14 protein-coding genes and 1 tRNA gene are annotated in these 16,612 nt (G+C 63.6%); 8 read left to right on the top strand and 7 right to left on the bottom strand.

Annotated features, from left to right (window positions below; translation table 11 throughout):
• Window positions 1-4 precede the first annotated feature (4 nt).
• Window positions 5-81 (top strand) — tRNA-Met (locus AC1DDA_RS23240).
• Between the two features lie 314 nt (window positions 82-395).
• Here the strand turns inward: AC1DDA_RS23240 and AC1DDA_RS23235 are convergent.
• From AC1DDA_RS23235 to AC1DDA_RS23210, 6 genes are all read right to left on the bottom strand, one after another.
• Window positions 396-1,556, bottom strand: coding sequence for an SGNH/GDSL hydrolase family protein (locus AC1DDA_RS23235; RefSeq protein WP_476797563.1), 1,161 nt, complete (start codon window positions 1,554-1,556; stop codon window positions 396-398).
• Between the two features lie 2 nt (window positions 1,557-1,558).
• Window positions 1,559-2,602 carry a glycoside hydrolase gene (locus tag AC1DDA_RS23230; RefSeq protein WP_476797559.1) on the bottom strand — a complete coding sequence of 348 codons (1,044 nt, stop codon included), beginning with the start codon at window positions 2,600-2,602 and terminating at the stop codon, window positions 1,559-1,561.
• A 95-nt stretch (window positions 2,603-2,697) separates the two neighbouring features.
• A complete protein-coding gene (locus AC1DDA_RS23225) occupies window positions 2,698-3,873 on the bottom strand; it encodes a polysaccharide pyruvyl transferase family protein (RefSeq protein WP_441513875.1) in 1,176 nt (391 codons plus the stop codon).
• Window positions 3,874-4,011: 138 nt separating this feature from the next.
• Window positions 4,012-5,187 (bottom strand): polysaccharide pyruvyl transferase family protein, encoded by a 1,176-nt coding sequence (locus AC1DDA_RS23220; RefSeq protein WP_441513876.1) that lies wholly within the window; start codon window positions 5,185-5,187, stop codon window positions 4,012-4,014.
• A gap of 24 nt (window positions 5,188-5,211) precedes the next feature.
• Window positions 5,212-7,902: a glycosyltransferase gene (locus AC1DDA_RS23215; RefSeq protein WP_476797558.1), complete on the bottom strand. Its 2,691-nt coding sequence runs from the start codon at window positions 7,900-7,902 to the stop codon at window positions 5,212-5,214.
• Window positions 7,895-9,403: a DUF6212 domain-containing protein gene (locus tag AC1DDA_RS23210; protein ID WP_476797557.1), complete on the bottom strand. Its 1,509-nt coding sequence runs from the start codon at window positions 9,401-9,403 to the stop codon at window positions 7,895-7,897. The genes AC1DDA_RS23215 and AC1DDA_RS23210 overlap by 8 nt, the downstream gene beginning before the upstream one ends.
• Before the next feature lie 656 nt (window positions 9,404-10,059).
• Here AC1DDA_RS23210 and AC1DDA_RS23205 point away from each other — a divergent pair.
• Window positions 10,060-10,284, top strand: coding sequence for a hypothetical protein (locus AC1DDA_RS23205; protein ID WP_476797556.1), 225 nt, complete (start codon window positions 10,060-10,062; stop codon window positions 10,282-10,284).
• 86 nt (window positions 10,285-10,370) lie between these two features.
• Here the strand turns inward: AC1DDA_RS23205 and AC1DDA_RS23200 are convergent, their stop codons facing one another.
• Window positions 10,371-10,580 carry a hypothetical protein gene (locus tag AC1DDA_RS23200; RefSeq protein WP_441513880.1) on the bottom strand — a complete coding sequence of 70 codons (210 nt, stop codon included), beginning with the start codon at window positions 10,578-10,580 and terminating at the stop codon, window positions 10,371-10,373.
• Window positions 10,581-11,717: 1,137 nt separating this feature from the next.
• Here AC1DDA_RS23200 and AC1DDA_RS23195 point away from each other — a divergent pair.
• The 6 genes from AC1DDA_RS23195 to AC1DDA_RS23170 all read left to right on the top strand — a co-directional run bounded on the left by AC1DDA_RS23195 (window position 11,718) and on the right by AC1DDA_RS23170 (window position 16,518).
• On the top strand, window positions 11,718-12,437 hold the full coding sequence (locus tag AC1DDA_RS23195) for an amino acid ABC transporter permease (protein WP_476797555.1): 720 nt from the start codon (window positions 11,718-11,720) through the stop codon (window positions 12,435-12,437).
• On the top strand, window positions 12,434-13,090 hold the full coding sequence (locus AC1DDA_RS23190; RefSeq protein ID WP_441513882.1) for an amino acid ABC transporter permease: 657 nt from the start codon (window positions 12,434-12,436) through the stop codon (window positions 13,088-13,090). The genes AC1DDA_RS23195 and AC1DDA_RS23190 overlap by 4 nt, the downstream gene beginning before the upstream one ends.
• Window positions 13,087-13,815 (top strand): amino acid ABC transporter ATP-binding protein, encoded by a 729-nt coding sequence (locus AC1DDA_RS23185; RefSeq protein WP_441513883.1) that lies wholly within the window; start codon window positions 13,087-13,089, stop codon window positions 13,813-13,815. Before AC1DDA_RS23190 ends, AC1DDA_RS23185 begins: the two co-directional genes overlap by 4 nt.
• A gap of 10 nt (window positions 13,816-13,825) precedes the next feature.
• Window positions 13,826-14,425: a helix-turn-helix domain-containing protein gene (locus tag AC1DDA_RS23180; protein ID WP_476780381.1), complete on the top strand. Its 600-nt coding sequence runs from the start codon at window positions 13,826-13,828 to the stop codon at window positions 14,423-14,425.
• 89 nt (window positions 14,426-14,514) lie between these two features.
• A complete protein-coding gene (locus tag AC1DDA_RS23175; protein ID WP_476797554.1) occupies window positions 14,515-15,585 on the top strand; it encodes an NAD/NADP octopine/nopaline dehydrogenase family protein in 1,071 nt (356 codons plus the stop codon).
• A 60-nt stretch (window positions 15,586-15,645) separates the two neighbouring features.
• Window positions 15,646-16,518, top strand: a complete 873-nt coding sequence (locus tag AC1DDA_RS23170) for an amino acid ABC transporter substrate-binding protein (protein WP_441513886.1) — start codon at window positions 15,646-15,648, stop codon at window positions 16,516-16,518.
• Window positions 16,519-16,612: the final 94 nt, after the last annotated feature.

The following is a 16,612-nucleotide window of genomic DNA, read 5'->3' as shown; positions in this document are numbered from 1 at the left end:
TTACCGCGGGGTGGAGCAGCCCGGTAGCTCGTCAGGCTCATAACCTGAAGGTCGTCAGTTCAAATCTGGCCCCCGCAACCAAACACAAAAACCCGTCGCAAGCAGCGACGGGTTTTTGCGTCTAAAATCCAAAAAAACAAGAGAAAAGCGCCAAAAACCGCCCCAAAAGGGCGGCTTCGTCGTGGCGAGCCGCGCCGAAACCGACCGCGCAAGCACGCAAACACAACGAAAACAACGCAGAGGACGCGACGCGATCGAATCATCGGGAACTCGAAACGAAGCTGCTGCCGGATGCGATGGGGTGGCATCGCCAAAGCCTCAACCCGAGGCCTCCCGCCGGCGGCGGCCAGTCCGGGTATGTGTTGCCCTTGGTATGCCAGCGCGGGCCGACGCTGCTATGCGGTCGCCGCCTCGGCTGGTCGATCCGAGGTCGAGGGCCGCTGCGTGCTGGCGCTCTCGATGGCGCAGGTCTTGAGATTTCCGGTGAAGAGAATGCCCGTGATCGGAAGGGCTGGCTCTGCCGGAAAGGTTTCGTGCCGAACGCTATCTTTAGGCACATGCAATTTGTGCCCAGCGGCTGCGGTTCCCCCGGAGAGCGTCAGCGTGCGCGTCTGCTGCATGTCGAGAAGCGCCGGGCCATAGAGGAACTCGAAGCTCAGCATCGAGACCAGGAACTTGTAGGTGCCGTCGCGCACGCCGCCCTTGAGCAGCGCTGCACGGTGCATCTCGTCGCCGGCCCGCAGATCCAGCGGGGGCGTGCGGGGCTCGCAGACATAGCTCAAGGCGAGCAGCATGCCCTTGTCGATGTCGAAACGCAGCCGGTCCCGCCCGAGATCTACGGCCGCCACCGAGAAGCGGCGGTTGGCATAATCGACCACTGGCCGCCCGAGCCGCTTGGCCAGCCACGCGCCGTCGAGCGCCCGGGCATTGGCGAAATGCTCGGGATCGATCGCGGGCGGCAACGCGGCGGAGCGAGGAGGGGCGGCGAGGGCCGGCTCCAATTCATCTGCGATCAGGTTGGCGACGATGGTTGTCGCCACCGGCCGGGCATAATGGCCCTGGTCGGAGTAGAAGCTGGGATGGCCGACGACCTCGCGCCCGAGGCGCTGCATGAGCAGCCGCGAGACATCGATGCAGGTCGTCCCATACCATTGCGAGATATAGGCGATCCCGGCGTCGATCGCGGGCACGGCTGTCAGGAACGAGCCGTTGCGGGCGCCGAAGACGAGGGTGGCGATCCTGAGCTTTGGGTTTCGCTCGCGGGCGAAGCGGATGATGCCCTCGTAGAAGCGCGCCCAGTGCCGGAACGGGCGCCGCTCGTCGCCATAGACGAAGGCGTCGTTGAGCGCATATTCGATCAGCAGCAGGTCGCAATCGGCGAGTTCCTGCTCATGCAGCTTGAGCTGGTAGAGGCCGAAGGCACTCGTCGTGCCGCCAACCGCGAGGTCCGCGACGATATCGAGCGCAACGCCGCGCCGCGCCATGACCGAGAGCAGCGCGGAGAGGTAGCCGGGCTGCATGACAGTGTTGGAACCGCCGATGATCAGGGTTTTCATCGTCAAGGCGTCACCGCGGCCCGGCCAGCGGGAGAGAGTTCGCCGCAGCGCCAGATGCCATAGGTCGTCGCGTCCCAGTCGAAATAGAAGGCGGCAGCGATCCGGCCGTCGCGCATGAGATCCGCGAAGCGTTCGCGGGTCGCCTTGACCAGCCGTTCACGGCGGCTGTCATCCGCGGGGCAGGTCTTTGCGGTGTTGGCGAAGCCCCATTCGGTGACCCAGCAGGGCTTGCCCTCCGCCGGGCCCGCGCGGCAGATCGTAAGGGCCTGCTCGATATGCTGTTCGCGGGCGGCCGGCGAGCGGTCGCCTCCGGGATAGATATGGATGCCATAGCCATCGGCGGCCTGATCGAGCCCATGCTCGCGCATGAGGGCGGTGAAGCTCGCCGGGTCAATGCTGTCGATGCCGCGTCGGTCGGCATGCTCCGGCGGGATGTCCGAGAGCCCGGCCGAGATGATTTTGGCGCCGGCGCTGAGCGTCGTCTTTGCCAGTTCGGCGCGGGTGACCTTCAGCAGTTCGACGTAGTTCGCCGCACCGCGCGCGACCGCATCCGGGTCCGATACGTCCCGAAGCGAGCGGGCCGTCCGGCTGTTGGCTTCGGGCCTGATATCGAGATCGCCGTTATAGGCGCCCCAGTTGATCTCGTTGCCGGGTTCGACGGCGATGAGGGGGACGCCGAGCCGGTCGATCCGTTGCAGGGCGTCGCGCAGGACCGCGCGATAGTGCTCCGGAGAGATGTCGGAGAGGCGATACATGTCCCAGATCCGGCCGCGGCCCGAGCGCGGCTTGGTGCCCTCGGGGTAGAGGGCGGCGTTGTTGAGCGAGATCTCAAGGAGGATGGCGAGGCCCTTTTGATGGGCCAGCCGGACGGCGTCGATGCTGCCATCCATCGGATTGGTCAGGGAGAGCCGCACCGAGCGGATGCCGCTCTGCGCGATCTGATCCAGCACCTTCTCGCGGCCGGCGGCGTCGACCCAGGCGAGATTGACGCGGTTGACGCCGAACTGCGTGGGCGCGGGCGGCGCCGCGAGGGCAGCAACCGCCAAGCCCGACGCAGCGACAAGGGGGATCAGCCGGCGCAGCAGCGCCGACTCTCCGGTACGCCAGCTCCATCCTATGGCTCTGCGCGCACCTCCTGCCATCAGCGGATACCGATATCCTTGAGCGCCGCGTTGAAGTTCTCCTCGCAAGCCGAATAGCGATGGATCGCCGCCGGTACGTCGATCTTCGAGAGGAAATCCTGCAGGAAGGCCTTCTTCTTCGCTTCGCGGTTCCAGACCGACGCCTCGATATAGGGGAAGCCCACGAAATCGAGCATCTCGCGCATGCGGTCGTCGACCGCGATCATCAATGCCGGCACGCCGGCCTGCATGCCGATGATCGAGCCGTGGAAGCGGCGGCCGAAGCAGAAATCCTGCCCCGATACCCAGCTGCGCCATTTATGCGTGTCGAAGAAGACGCGGAATTCGCAGTCCCGCTGCCATTTCTCGGCGTGCTTGTACTCGGTCTTGGCGACGATGCGGCCGGCGGCCTGATCGTAGGCGTCGCCTGTCTCCTCGGCGAGGATGTTGAGGTTGTAGACGGTGATCTCGTCCTGGATGACATAGCTCGCGACGCTGTCCTGCCGCAGCAGCGCATGCGCGTCGACGATCGTGTCCGGCACGCTGCCGAGATAGCCGCCGAAGGCGATCCTCTGCGAGTCCGCGAGATCGGGATCGGCGAGGTGGCTGAGCGAGCGCTTCATTGCCGCCGGCTCATAGTACAGTGACGGGCAGCCGGTCGGACGGACGTATTTCAAGCCTTCGGCCTTGAGGAAATCGGCCGTGAAATGGCCCCGCGTCAGAAAGAAGCTTTCCTTCTTCTTGAGTACGTTGAGGAAACGGCGCGTGCCTTCCGGCAGGGCATCCTGAAGGTTCTCCTTCTTCTGGATGCCGATGCCCATGACCACGATCGGCATGTTGAGCCGCTCGAACACGAAGGACTCGGTCGTCGCCGCATAGCCCGGCCGCAGCAGATTGGCCGAGGCGAACAGGCACAGATCGAAGCTCTGGTTCAGCGCCTCGTAGGTTTCCGGCGAATTGACGTTGTTTGCCAGATGCCAGAACGGCACATAGGTCACGTCATGGCCGCGCACGCTGTTGGCGGCCCCTTCGCCGATCAGGTAATTGCCGGTATTGGCGATCTTCTTGACCTGGGAGATCAGGTCATTCTTGGTTCGCACCGGCTCGAAATATGGGCGGTGCCTGACGGTCGCTCCTGATGCACTCTCGACGGTCCGCATCAGGTAGGATGGTATGCCTGTGACCATGATCCGCATGTCAGTCTGCCCTTAAGCCCCGTTTTGCCCAGAGCACTTCCGCGCCGTTCCGACACGGAAGTGCTCAATCTCTTCGTTTCGCCGCATTTTCTTCACGCGAACCGGTGTCCGCTTCGCTCGAAAATGCTCAAACCGGCATCAGGCGATGCCGATCTCGTTCAAGACCGAGCGGAAATTGCGCTCACGCTCGGAATAGGTCTCGACGACCTGCGGAATGTTCATCGCGGCGAGGTGATCGGCGACGAAGGCGGCGCGATCCTTGGCGCTGTTGAAATCGGCGGCTTCGACCTTGGGCAGCCCGGAAAAGTTCAGCATCTCGCGCATGCGGTCGTCGACGGCCACGATCAGGCTGGGAACACCGGCCTGCAGCGCGATGACGTTGCCGTGGAAGCGCCGGCCGAAGGCGAAGTCCATCGACGAGGTCCAGGCCCGCCACTGATTGGTGTCGAAGAAGGCATGGACGTTGATCTTCTTCTTCAGCTCGTTCGAGCCCTTGAATGTCAGGTCCCCTATGACCGCGCCCGAGGCGGAATTGTAGACGCGGCCATCGGCGTCCGGCTCGACCTGCATGTCGAAATGCAGCAGTTCGTCCTGCACCACATAGGATGAGCGCCCGTCATTCGAGGACAGCGCATTCATATCGCCGATCGTGTTGAGCTCAGCGCCCATATAGCCGGTGAAGACCGTGCGGCATTCGCCGACCTTCACGTCCGGTAGCCGGCGCAAGGCGCGCCGGACATTGGCCGGCTGGAAATAGAGAGAGGGGCAGCCGACCGGCCGGACGAAGGAGAAGCCCTGATCCCTGAGATAGGCGGCGGTCTCCTCGCCACGTGTCAGGAAATAATGCTCCCTTTCCTTCAGGACCTTCAGCAGGCGCTGCGTGCCCTCGGGCAAGGATTGTTCGAGATCGGGCCGGTTCTGGATCCCGATGCCGAGCATCACGACGGGCATGTCGAGCTTCGAGAGCACCAGCGCTTCGGCATCGGCCGACAGGCCCTTGCGCAACAGATTGGCGCAGGTGAAGACGCAAATGTCGAAGCGATCGTTGATCGTGTCGAGCCCGGTGCCGTTGTTGACGGCGTTCCACAGATGCCAGAACGGGATATGCGTCGCGTTCGGCGACAGCGCCCGCAGCGCGCCTTCGCCGATCAGATAGTTGCCGGTATTGCTGATGTTCTTGAGCTCGCGGAGGAAGGCCTCCTTGCTCTCGGGCTGCTGCGCCTTCTCCGAATAGAAGACTTGGGCGCCCTCTGCCTTCTGGATGAGGCGGGTGAGATGGCTCGGTATGCCGGTGACAAGAATTCTGGGGGCCATGGCTTCAGGATCTTCCGTTGATCGTCACGCGACGGCACGGACGGAGAGCGTGGTCTCGGCCGTAGCCTCGTCGTCTGCGAGCTTGCCTGCAGCGGCGTTGCGTTGGATGGGAGCAGCGGGTGCGATAGCCTCGCTCCATGCGATGAAATCGGCGAAGGAAGCGCTCCAGGAACGTTGCGCTGCCGTCGCGAGCGCGCCTTCGGCCAGGCGGCCAAGCGTGGCGCGGTCCCGCGCGAGGATGGCGATCGTCCGGGCCATTTCGACCACGATTTGCGCGTCGGCCGCATTCGCAATCAGGACGCCGTCCTGGCCGTCGACGACCAGTTCGTCGACGGCGCCGACTGCGGTCGCCATCGGGACGCAGCCGAGCTGCTGCGCCTCCGCGATCATCAGGGGCGCGCCCTCCCAACGCGACGGCATGACCAGGACATCTGCCCAGGCGAGATGCGCCGCGAGGTCCTTGGCGGCGAAGACCGGCGGGACGACCTCGACGTCGATATCCCGCAAGCGCGTCATCCAGGACGAGCTGGGGTCGTCGGAGAGGATTTCGCCGCCGACGGCCCGGGCCTCGAAGGCGACATCCCGCTGCTTGAGCTGGACAAGTGCGCCATGCAGCCGGTCGATGCCCTTCTGCCGGTCGAGCCGGCCCATATAGAGCAGGCGCAGCGGCTCACTCCCGCGCCCGGCCTTGCGCGCCTCCGTCACCTGGGTCCGCAGCTTCGCGTCGATGGAGAAGCTCGCCGCATTCGGCACGGCGAAGATCTTGCCGAAGGGGACGCCGAAACTGTGCAGGTAGCTCTTCAATTGCTCCGAGCAGGTCAGGAAGGCGTCATAGGCATGCTCGAAGGCGATGGCGGCATAGGGCTGCCCGGCCGGGCGCCGAAGCGCGGTCTCATCGACGACGTGGAGATAGCAGGCCGTGCGGGTTCCGGCGGAGCGGAACTGCGCCATCAGCGGATGGGCCGCCATGACATGGTTGTTGACGATCAGGTCGAAGCCGGAAAGCAGGCCCTTCAGCCCGGCCCAGTCGAGGCCGTGCTCGTCGGTGATGAAATCCTGGCCGAGGAACTGGCCGCTCGCGCCCCAGGCCGGCACGCCGTCCTTCCAGAAATGGAGATGGTCGAATGCCTGGTCGAATTCGTCGAGCACCTCCATCCGTCCAGAGCCGAGCACGAAAAGATGGGTTTCGAAGCCGTTCTGCCTCAATTCCCGCCCGGCCGCGTAGGCGACCTTTTCGGCTCCGCCGAACGAGGCGTTGGGCACCAGCACCGCTGCCGTCCGGCGCGGCACGGCCGGATGCGCCAGCGGCAGCACGGGTGAGCCGCCGAGCTCGGTTCTGAGCAGCTTGTAGAGCTCGGACAAAGCAGGCAGCCGGCGGGGGCGCCATGTCCAGCGCGTCGAGGCCGTCGCACGCAGCGGGCTCGTCGTGAGCGCGCTGACGAGATTGAGCAGCGCCTGCTCCGGCCGGATCAGCGACCGGCGTTGCCGCGCCTTCGGAAAGGGGAAGCTGACTTTCAGGCGTGCCGATGTCGGCCAGGCCTGGTCGCGGCCAATCGACGAGAACCAATCGAGCGCGTCGTCCTTGATGACGTTCCTGATCAGATCGGTCGAGACGAAGGTCAGATCAGCCGCACTGCGCTGAGCGCCGGAGGGCAGGATTTCCCACTCGATGCTCCGCTGCGAAACGACGTTGTTGAGCTCGACGAAGACGACGTTGCGCCGTTCCGCAAAGGTCTCGAGATGGCAGAGAATGTTCGGCAGGAGCCGCGAGCGGGCGAGGAGCTTGAGCGTCTCGCTGCTGCATGCGGCGACGAAGGGCGGGAAATGGACATTGTCGGGCTCGCCGACATTGCCCCAGAAGGCTCGCACCGCTTCGTCGAAGCCGATCTGCCCGGGCGGCAGCATCGGATCGGTGAAGACGTCGAGCATGCCCTCGCCGGTGCGGATCAGAGCATAGCGCGGCGCTTCCTCATGCTCGAAGCCGACGAGGGTCGGCCGGCGGAACAGCGCCTTGTGGCGCCGGCGAAGGAAGCTCATCGAGGCCGAGCGGTCGCGGTTCGCCTCTTTGAAGCGACTTTCGGCGCGCAGACGGTATTCGAAGGCGGTGTCATGACAGGGCTCGCCGACAAACCCTTTTTCGACGGCCGAGAGCCAGAATTCCCAGTCCTCGAAGCCGTTCTGCCGATCTTCCGCGAAGCGGACGCCGCTCCGGAAGACGTCGATCGAGATCATGGACCCGGTGTCGCAGATATTGTCGCTGATGCAGTGGATCAAGCGCGAATAGCTGTTGCCGTAATGGGCCCGCCAATTGACCGAGAAGGTGTCGATATTCGTGTAGACCCATCCCGCCTTGCCAGCCTTCAGCCGGCGATAGAGCGTTTCGACGGTGTTCGGCAGGACGCGATTGTCGGCGTCGAGAAAATAGACCGCCTTGGCTTCCGGCAGTTCGTCGAGGATGTAGTCGATCGCGCGGTTGCGGGCGCCGCCCGGGCCGGCATTCTCTCCGAAGATCACGTGGACCTCCGGATGCGCAGCGGCATGCAGCGCGAGCTGATCGAACACCTCGTGCTGCGGGTCGCCATCGACCGAGACGACGATAGCGAGCCGGCACTGCGTTGCCGAAGCCAAGGCCGATTCCAATGCCTCGATCACGAGCGCGGCATGGCCGTAGAGCGGCATGGCGATGGCCACCAGATCCTGAGGCTCGTCACGCATTGACGACCTCCCGGACCGGGCTGTTCTCCAGATACTTCACCAGCCGGAAATTGAAGACCTTCAGCCAGGCGAAATCGACCGAATGAGTTGCAGCCTTGCTCAGGATGACGAGATCCATGGTGCGCGTTGCCGGCGCTTCCAGCATGAAGTTGATATCCACCGGCTGCGCGGCCGTGATCTCCATCCATCCGCTGAAGAACGCCGTGGGCGGCAATGCGCGGCCATCGGCCAGAGCAGCGATTTCCTTTCGGATATTGGCGGACAAGGGGACGAGCATCAGCCCGACCGTCCCTGGCTTGCCGTCCGGGTGATCGATGACGGCGCGGGCCGAGATGCGCGCAGTGCCAGGCGCAACCACCCGGCGGACGGCGCCGGCGGTGATGCCCTCGCTCAGCGGATGACAGACGATCGCATCCTCGAGCTCAAGAAAGCGCACGGTCTGAAAGCTCGGCTCGATCGGGCTCAAGGAGACGTTGGCGACCGCACGCAGGAGCTCGACCGGCAGCCGATAGTCCTCGATCTTCCGCCCGGAGATCAGCGTGGACGGTGCAAAGACATTCGGCAGGGCGGTCGGACGGGCGCCCGGGAGCCCGGTGAAGATCCGGAGGGCGAGCGGGCGCATGTCGAGGTCGGCATGCGGCATCCGCGCCTGGGCGGCATAGCGCTCATTGGTGATGACGTGGCCGAGAGAGAGTTCGGGCGGCAGCCCGCCGCTGGCCGAAATCCTCAGCCGCAGCGTGCGGGGGCTGCCGTCGCATGCCTTGGGCAGGGAGAAGAAGTTCCAGCCCTGAGTAACGCTGCCATAGGGAATTTGCCATTCCGCGACGCCCTCGCTGCTCTCCACATAGTCGAGAGTGACGATGAGCCGGCCGGTCTTGTCGGTCGGGGCTTCGCGAAAATGCAGGGCGAAGCCGGAGACCGCATAGCTCGAGATCGGGAAGAGCTGCACGATCTCGGATTCGCACAGCAAGGCCGCGAGCCCCTGGTCCTTGGGGTCGACGAAAGGCCCGTGGCCGAACACTTCCGAGACCGAATCCCAGTTGTGGGCGTGGAATGCGTTCTCAAGCGCACGGTAGTTCTCGAAAAGCGTCTCGCGCTCTCGTCGCAGCGTCGCGAGTTCGGTGTTGGCGCTTGCCATGTGCCGCGACAGGCGCCCCAGACCGCCCTCAAGCACGCGGGCCACAAGCTCCGCGTCCGACGCGAGCGCCCCTTCCTGCAGCCGGACGACCGGGATATCCGGCAGCGTACCCATCTTGCGGAACCGCTTGAGCGCGGCTCTCAATGCGCTGCTCCCCTCATCGGATGTCGCGACGCCGATGAGCGGAAACGTGGCCCGCAGGCCTTCGGTATCGGACTCCGGATCAACAAACACGAGAAGGTCGCTGAGCGGAGAGGCTTCGAGCGCATCCTGGTCGCGGATCGAGGCAACCACATAGCGATTGCGACGCGGAAGTCGATGAATGGTCGCAGACAGTGACTCGTTCAAGATAGCGTCCACCATGGGTCAGAAATCATAAAATCCGTTCTGCGTGCGGTGCAGCATCCTGAGTATAACTCACTTCATGTCAACACTATAATTATGGCATTTTTGCGTGATATCTAAATCAATCTAGGTAATTGAAAGAAAAATTAGTTTGAAATTGAAAACATATCTGAATAGTTCTCCATCTTACTTTCATATAATTGTCGCGTTTGAGGCGCGAACGATATGCCCGGGGCGACATCCTCTTCGACCGCGCGGGGGAGAGGGGCCATGTGGCGAAATGGTCGCGGCGGATGGAGCGGGAAGACGGTCGATCACGGCTATGCTTTTGCCTTTGGCCGAGCGTTCGGCGCGCGACCGATCCAATCCGGCAACCGGCCTTCGCCTCCGCCGTGCCGTGATCGGGGCTTGCGCGCGGGCGGCCCGCTCTTCGAGTTCGGCTTCGAATCCGAGCCGAACTGAAGGAGGGCGCCGGACTACCGACGGCAGCCTGCCGGGGACGCCTTCATGCTGTCGGGCGAGGCATTCGCCATCGCCTGCTTCTGCACCACCGAGCGGCTTGATGCCGGCTGCCATGGCGGCCTAACCTGCCCGGTGAGAACTGCTTCGAATTGAGCGCATCTGGCGCGCGTGTTAGCGTGCTCGCTGCTCAGCTACAGGTTAGCCGGTGCGCCATGTATCAATTCTCGGCGGACGAATCCCAACTTGGCTGGTTTCTGGACTTCATCGCCTGGTGGTGTTCTCTCTTTGACTCGCAAGATATCGCAATCATAAAGACCGCTGCGGCGGTGGTGATTGCCGGAATCCTGCTGTTGATCGGCGCATTCATTATCAAGTTGCTGAGCATGATCGTCGCGCGATTATTTCGAACGGGATCCACCCCGCGCCGCTCACTGTGAAGGCGTTTCCGAGGGTGGCGATGACCTCGCGGCCGGCCTTGTCCGGCGTTCTTCGGGCCGAAAAGTGCTCCGCCAAAGTGCCGCGCTCAGTAGCAATTCACGTTCTGGCCTTTCATCGTACAGGTGCTCGTAATGTGCTCCTCCGCCGGCGGCGGCTCGAAGCCTCCCGCTGATCGGGGAACATAGGTCTCTCCCGTGCTTTGCATCGGATCGAGCCCCGGGGGCTCCATCGCGCCGCCGAAGGCGGCGCATCCCGTCAAGAACAGACCGCACGCCGCCGCGAGAAACTTCTTCATATAGAGGGCTCCTTGTCCAAGCCGATCCTGCCGCGATGCAGGAGCGAAGTCACGGCTTCTTCTCGCGGCTATCTCAGGGCGCCTGTCGCAGCCCGCCGAAGGAACGCCTGGGCGGCAAAGCGCAAGGAGCCTCTCGGTTAGTCCTTTCGACGCATGGTCGAGATGCCCAAACGAGGATGGCCGGCTAGGGCGGCGGGCCGCTATCTTGCTGCGTCGCACAATTTCGGATGCGGCGCACAATGAGCTTTCGAGTCCATCATGGCTAAACGAAACAGCGGATCTGTCCGGCGCCGAAAGGCATCTGTGCAGCGCAAGCAATGGAAGGCGGTCGTTTCAGCCTGGCAGCAAGGGGATCTCGACTGGCAGCCCGCCTGGGGCCCCCCACCGACCGATCCGGCTTGCCTTTGCCCGCAGGCCGTGCTGGCCGAGCTTGGTGTGACGGCGAAAGCAGCGGCCTGACGCCAAGGTCTACGGCAATATTCGCGGATTGCGACGAGCATAGGCCATCGGGAATCGCCGGGCGCGATCCATGTGTGACCGGGGTTGCCGCGGTCCCACGCCATGTGACGGGGGTGTTTGCGTGCCGGTGCTGACGTCGCATGGACGGCTATAGTTCAAAGGGCGTCTTCCTTTTTCACGCGACGCGCACCAGAAATGAGCCATCGCGCAGGGTACGCGAAGGTCTTTCGCCCGGCCCCAGGCGTCTTCCATCCACGTCTCCCACGCCTCGCGCTGCCTGCCGACGCGCGCTCATGGGGCGCTGCGATTCGCGTAGCCCTGCTTCGCGCGACCGACGCTTTCGCGATGCTTACTGACAAGATGTGAGTGAATGCCAGCGACTTGCCTTCGATGGGCTCGAGGTCACGCGTCGGCTTCTTAGCCGCGTATGTTATTTTCGTTATAGTGGAATAATTTGCGCGCCTTGACGCTTGTTTTTATTGTCGACAATAAGCAATATGCTTATCCAATGTGTCCTATTTTCCGATGTGGACGGCAATATAGCAAACGCCACCCCTCGTGTATTGAAATTTCCGGCAAGATAATTTCGAGATTGACATTGTCGTCTGGCAATGGGCCAATTCCAGTATATCGGAATGGAATGCGTCTCGGGATTGCCTTGGCGATAGGTGGGGTCGGATGAATTACCGCTGGGACTGGTCCGTCCTGATACGCGAGCCTTTCGTCGATTGGCTGTGGAGCGGTGTGCTCCTGACCCTCGCGATCAGCCTGATGAGTTGGGCTGTTGCGCTCGCGATCGGCACCGTCGCGGGCGTCGCCCGCAGCGCCCCGTCGCCGGTGGCTCGTTTGCTGGCCGGCATCTATATCGACGTGTTTCGGAGCGTGCCCCCGCTCGTTCAACTGTTTCTCTGGTATTTCGTCCTCCCGGAGATCGTCCCCGATGCGGTCGGCCTCTGGTTGAAGCGCGATTTGCCCTATCCGGAGATCGTCACGGCCGTGGTCGCGATCGGCCTGTTCGCCGGCTCTCGCGTGGCCGAGCAGGTTCGCGCAGGCATCGAGGCCGTTGGCGTGCCGCTGCTGCCGGCGGCTCTCGCGACCGGCCTGCGCCCGATGCAGGCCTTTCGGCTGATCGCGCTGCCGCTCGGCCTGCGCGCCATCGTCGGGCCTTTGACTTCGGAATTCCTGATCACGATCAAATTGTCGTCGCTCAGCCTGACGATCGGCGTGCTCGAGCTGACCGCGCAGAGCCGCCATGTGGAGAATTACACCTTCCAGGGCTTCGAGGCCTTCACCTTCGCGACCATCGGCTATCTGGTCATCGGCCTGTGCGCGACCGGGTTGATGCGCCTCATCGATAGCCGGATGGGCGGGGCTGCGCTGCGAAAGGCCACGACGTGAGCGATTTCGACTGGGGCGTCATCGCCCGCTCGTCCGGTTTCCTCGCGGAGGGGATGGCGCTCAGCGCGCTGCTGGTGCTGGTCGCGACGCTGGGCGGCCTCGTCGTCGGCTTTGGGCTGGCGCTGATGCGGCTGTCTGCGCACCGGCTGATTGCCGTTCCCGCGGCCGCCTACGTCACGGTGATGCGCTCGTTGCCGCTGGTGCTGGTGCTGTTCTGGTTCTATTTCCTGATCCCGCTCGCCATCGGGCGGCCGGTCGGCTCGCTCACCTCGGCCCTGATCGCCTTCGTGCTGTTCGAGGCGGCGTTCTATTGCGAAATCATCCGCGCCGGCATCGGCAGCGTTCGCAAGGGCCAGAGCGATGCGGGGCTGGCGACGGGCCTACGCCGCTGGCAGGTGCTGCGGCTGATCGTGATGCCGCAGGCGATGCGGGCCATGGGGCCGCTGATCCTCAACCAGATCGTGATCGTCTTCCAGGATACGTCGCTGGTCTATGTCGTGTCGCTGCACGACTTCCTCACCGCCGCGAGCGTCGTCGCAGCGCGCGACGGGCGCGCGACCGAAATGTATCTGTTGGTTGCCGTCGTCTATCTGGTGATCTGCCTCTCCGTCACGAAGACCGCCGAATTCTACAGGAAGGGGCGCCCGTCATGATCGTTCTGGATGACGTGCACAAATCTTACGGTTCCCAGAAAATCTTGCGGGGCTGTTCGGCCGAAATCCGTCTGGGGGAGGTCGTGGTGGTCTGCGGGCCGTCGGGATCCGGCAAGAGCACGCTGATCAAATGCATCAATGGCCTGGTGCCTTTCGAGCAGGGTACGATCACCGTCGACGGCATCTCGGTCTCGTCGCCGAAAACCGATCTTCCCGCCTTGCGCTCGCGGATCGGCATGGTCTTTCAGAGTTTCGAGCTCTACCCGCATATGACGGCGCTGCAAAACGTCAGCCTGGCGCAGGTCCATGTGCTCAAGCGTTCGCAGAAGGAGGCCGACGAGCGTTCCGCAAAGATCCTGACGCGGGTCGGCCTCGGCGACAAACTCAGCAACCGCCCGTCTCAACTCTCCGGCGGGCAGCAGCAGCGGGTGTCGATCGCTCGCGCCTTGGCGATGAACCCGCAGGCGATGCTGTTCGACGAGCCCACCTCTGCGCTCGACCCCGAAATGATCAACGAGGTTCTGGAGGTCATGCAGGAACTTGCCCTCGAAGGCATGACCATGGTCGTCGTCACACATGAGATGGGTTTTGCCCAGCGCGTCGCGGATCGCGTTCTGTTCATGGATCGCGGAGAGATCGTCGAGGATACGCCCAAGGACCAGTTCTTCACGGCCCCCGCCTCGGAGCGGGCGAAGCAATTCCTGAAGCAAGTCCTGACGCATTGACGAGGGGCCGATGAGCGAGCTGAACGCCCCTCAGATCGGCCCGCTTCTCCAACGCCGACGCAAGGAGCGGGGCCTGACGTTGCAGCAGCTCTCTGCGCTATCGGGCGTTTCAAAATCGATGCTGTCGCAGATCGAGCGCGGGGAGGCCAATCCGACCTTTGCCGTGCTCTGGAGCCTGACGCGTGGATTGGGCATCGACTTCGTTGCGTTGCTGGGGGAGGGGCAGGCGACGTCAGGTGCCGACAACGCCATCGAGATGCTGTCGCTGGAGCACACGCCGACGATCCGGAGTGCTGACAGCTCCTGTCAGCTGCGCATCCTGAGTCCGCCCAGCCTGTCCGGCGACATCGAATGGTATGATGTCGAGATCGCGCCGGACGGATGCCTCGACAGCTCCCCCCATGCAGCCGGAGCCGTCGAGCATTTCACGGCGCTGTCGGGCGAGTTCGTGATCGCCAGCGGGGCCTCGCGCCATTTTCTGAGGCAAGGTGAGACAGCGCGATACCCGGTCGACGTCGCGCATTCCATCAGCAACCCGTCGGAGAAGCCGTCGCGCGGTTTGATGGTGCTGCTCTACCGCAAGTCGTCGAAGGGTCGAAATGCCTCGTAAGACGCAAAATGTACCGAATTTCAGTTTCTCCGAAGCGGCTGGCTCCATTTCTGCTGAACGGCCGCTCCCAGCAGAAGAGGCGATTTCATATGCGCGTTAGTATCTTGGGCGCAGGGGCGGCTGCCTGCGGCGCCGCCGCCCAGCTATCGGCGATGGGACATGACCCCATGCTCTGGTCACCGTCGGGCCGGAGCACCGAGGCGCTCGCGGCCGGGGCACCGTTGCGCGCGACGGGCGCGATCGAAGCCAGCATCCACCCCCGCGTCGCGGGCAGTGCCGAGGAAGCCGTGGCCAGCGCGGACGTCGTGATGCTGGCGATGCCGGGCTATGCCCACAAGATGGCGTTCGACGCGATTGCCCCTCATCTCAGGGAAGCGCAGCCCGTCATCATCAGCTCGCATGCCTCCTTCGGCGCGCTCTATCTTTCGCGGTTGCTGGCAGCGCGGAAAGTGCGCGCTTCGATCATCGCATGGGGCACCACGCTGACGACCGGCCGCAAGGTCTCCCCGACCGAAGTCACCGTGAATTCGCTGCGTTCGAAGATCGATCTCGCGTCGGTGCCGCAGAACGCTTCGGCCGAGGCGAAGGCGCTGTGTACCTCCCTGTTCGGCGAGCGTTTCGTCCTCCGCGAAGGCCTCCTCGCGATCGCGTTGAGCAATCTCAACCCGCAAAACCATCTCGCCATCGCTCTGTTCAATCTGACCCGGATGGAGCGGGGCGAAAGCTGGGGGCAGGCCGAGAACGTCACGCCCGCGGTCGGGCGCGTGATGGAGGCGCTGGATGCGGAGCGGCTCGCCATCGCCGAAGCCTTCGGCGTTTCCGTCAGGACGATCCGCGAGCACTATGCCTTTTCCTACCAGCTTCCGGTCGCCAGCATCGCGGAGATGAATGCCGAGCTGCACGGCCGCGGAAAGGGTGGCTTGGGGCCTGCGACATTGGAGAGCCGCTATGTTCTCGAAGATGCGCCGTACGGATTATTGCCTACCGTGCTGCTCGGCCGGCTCGTCGGGCGGCCGGCGACGTTGCACGAGGCGGGGCTGACCCTGCTATCGGCCGCCTATGGCCGCGACTTCACCAGCGAGAACGAACTACTGCCCGCGCTCGGCTTCGACGCGATGACTCGCGAAGAGCTGGCCGCGCAGGCGAAGGACGGATTCTAGATACCGCTTTCCATCGAGGGCGGGCACCAAGCGAGCGATCGCAAAAACGGGAGAGAGCTTATGAGATTCCATCTTGCTGCAGCCGCGGGCGCATTTTTGGCCCTGAATTTGGCGAGCTCGGCCGCGGGGGCCCAAGAAGTCGACGCGATCGTCAAGAAATTGCGCGACACCCAGACCATCACCATGGGCGTTCGCGAGGCGCTGTTTCCATTCAGCTATCTCGACGACAACAAGAATCCGACGGGCTATGCGGTCGAGTTCTGCAAGCGCATTATCGACGACATCAAGACCGAGCTGAACCTGCCGGAGATCAAGATCAAATACGTGCCGATGACGATCCAGAACCGGCAGGCGCTCGTCGCCAACGGAACGGTCGATCTGGAGTGCGAGGGAACAGTCAACACCTTCGGGCGCAACAAGCAGGTCGACTTCTCGTCCGTCAGCCACGTCTCGGCGAGCCAGCTCTTGGCTCTCAAGAGCACGGGCATCAAGAACTACGACGATCTCAACGGCAAGATCGTCGCCGTCGCGACCGGCGGAACCAGCGAGCCCGACCTCAAGAAGCTCGTTGCCGAACGGAAGCTCAACCTGCGCGTCATCAATGTCGATGACCACGCGGCGGGCCTGATCGCGGTCGAAACCCGGCGCGCCGACGCGTATTTCAGCGACAATGGCGCGTTCTACGGGCTGATCAAGCAATCGAAGAAGCCCGACACCCTCGAGATCGTCGGTGACGAATACGGCTACGCGCCGCAGGGGTTCATGGTGCCCAAACTCAATCCGACGATCCTCTGGATCGTCAATCACACGATGGGCAAGATGTTCAAATCGGGTGAGGCCGAAGCCTTGTACCTGAAGTGGTTCGGGCCGCTGGGGGCCCATGTCGGCCCGAAGCTGAAGGCCGCCTGGGCGACGCAATCCTACGCCGAGTGAACGCGGCGAGAGCCACCCGATAGTGGCTGAACCCGCCATGGCCGCATGGCGGGTTCAGCTGGGAAGGCAGAGACGGGCTCGGGGTTCAGCGGAT

It is taken from the genome of Allobosea sp. 10N428 (genome assembly GCF_056394545.1).
The sequence above is the reverse complement of the archived record's forward strand: the minus strand, read 5'-3'. Positions and strand labels throughout refer to the sequence as shown.

Bases quoted from the DNA above. Each gene is read 5' to 3' on its own strand.
- AC1DDA_RS23235 (WP_476797563.1), bottom strand. From the start codon at position 1,556: ATGAAAACCCTGATCATCGGCGGTTCCAACACTGTCATGCAGCCCGGC.
- AC1DDA_RS23225 (WP_441513875.1), bottom strand. From the start codon at position 3,873: ATGCGGATCATGGTCACAGGCATACCATCCTACCTGATGCGGACCGTC.
- AC1DDA_RS23220 (WP_441513876.1), bottom strand. From the start codon at position 5,187: ATGGCCCCCAGAATTCTTGTCACCGGCATACCGAGCCATCTCACCCGC.
- AC1DDA_RS23215 (WP_476797558.1), bottom strand. From the start codon at position 7,902: ATGCGTGACGAGCCTCAGGATCTGGTGGCCATCGCCATGCCGCTCTAC.
- AC1DDA_RS23210 (WP_476797557.1), bottom strand. From the start codon at position 9,403: ATGGTGGACGCTATCTTGAACGAGTCACTGTCTGCGACCATTCATCGA.
- AC1DDA_RS23205 (WP_476797556.1), top strand. From the start codon at position 10,060: ATGTATCAATTCTCGGCGGACGAATCCCAACTTGGCTGGTTTCTGGAC.
- AC1DDA_RS23200 (WP_441513880.1), bottom strand. From the start codon at position 10,580: ATGAAGAAGTTTCTCGCGGCGGCGTGCGGTCTGTTCTTGACGGGATGC.
- AC1DDA_RS23195 (WP_476797555.1), top strand. From the start codon at position 11,718: ATGAATTACCGCTGGGACTGGTCCGTCCTGATACGCGAGCCTTTCGTC.
- AC1DDA_RS23185 (WP_441513883.1), top strand. From the start codon at position 13,087: ATGATCGTTCTGGATGACGTGCACAAATCTTACGGTTCCCAGAAAATC.
- AC1DDA_RS23180 (WP_476780381.1), top strand. From the start codon at position 13,826: ATGAGCGAGCTGAACGCCCCTCAGATCGGCCCGCTTCTCCAACGCCGA.
- AC1DDA_RS23175 (WP_476797554.1), top strand. From the start codon at position 14,515: ATGCGCGTTAGTATCTTGGGCGCAGGGGCGGCTGCCTGCGGCGCCGCC.
- AC1DDA_RS23170 (WP_441513886.1), top strand. From the start codon at position 15,646: ATGAGATTCCATCTTGCTGCAGCCGCGGGCGCATTTTTGGCCCTGAAT.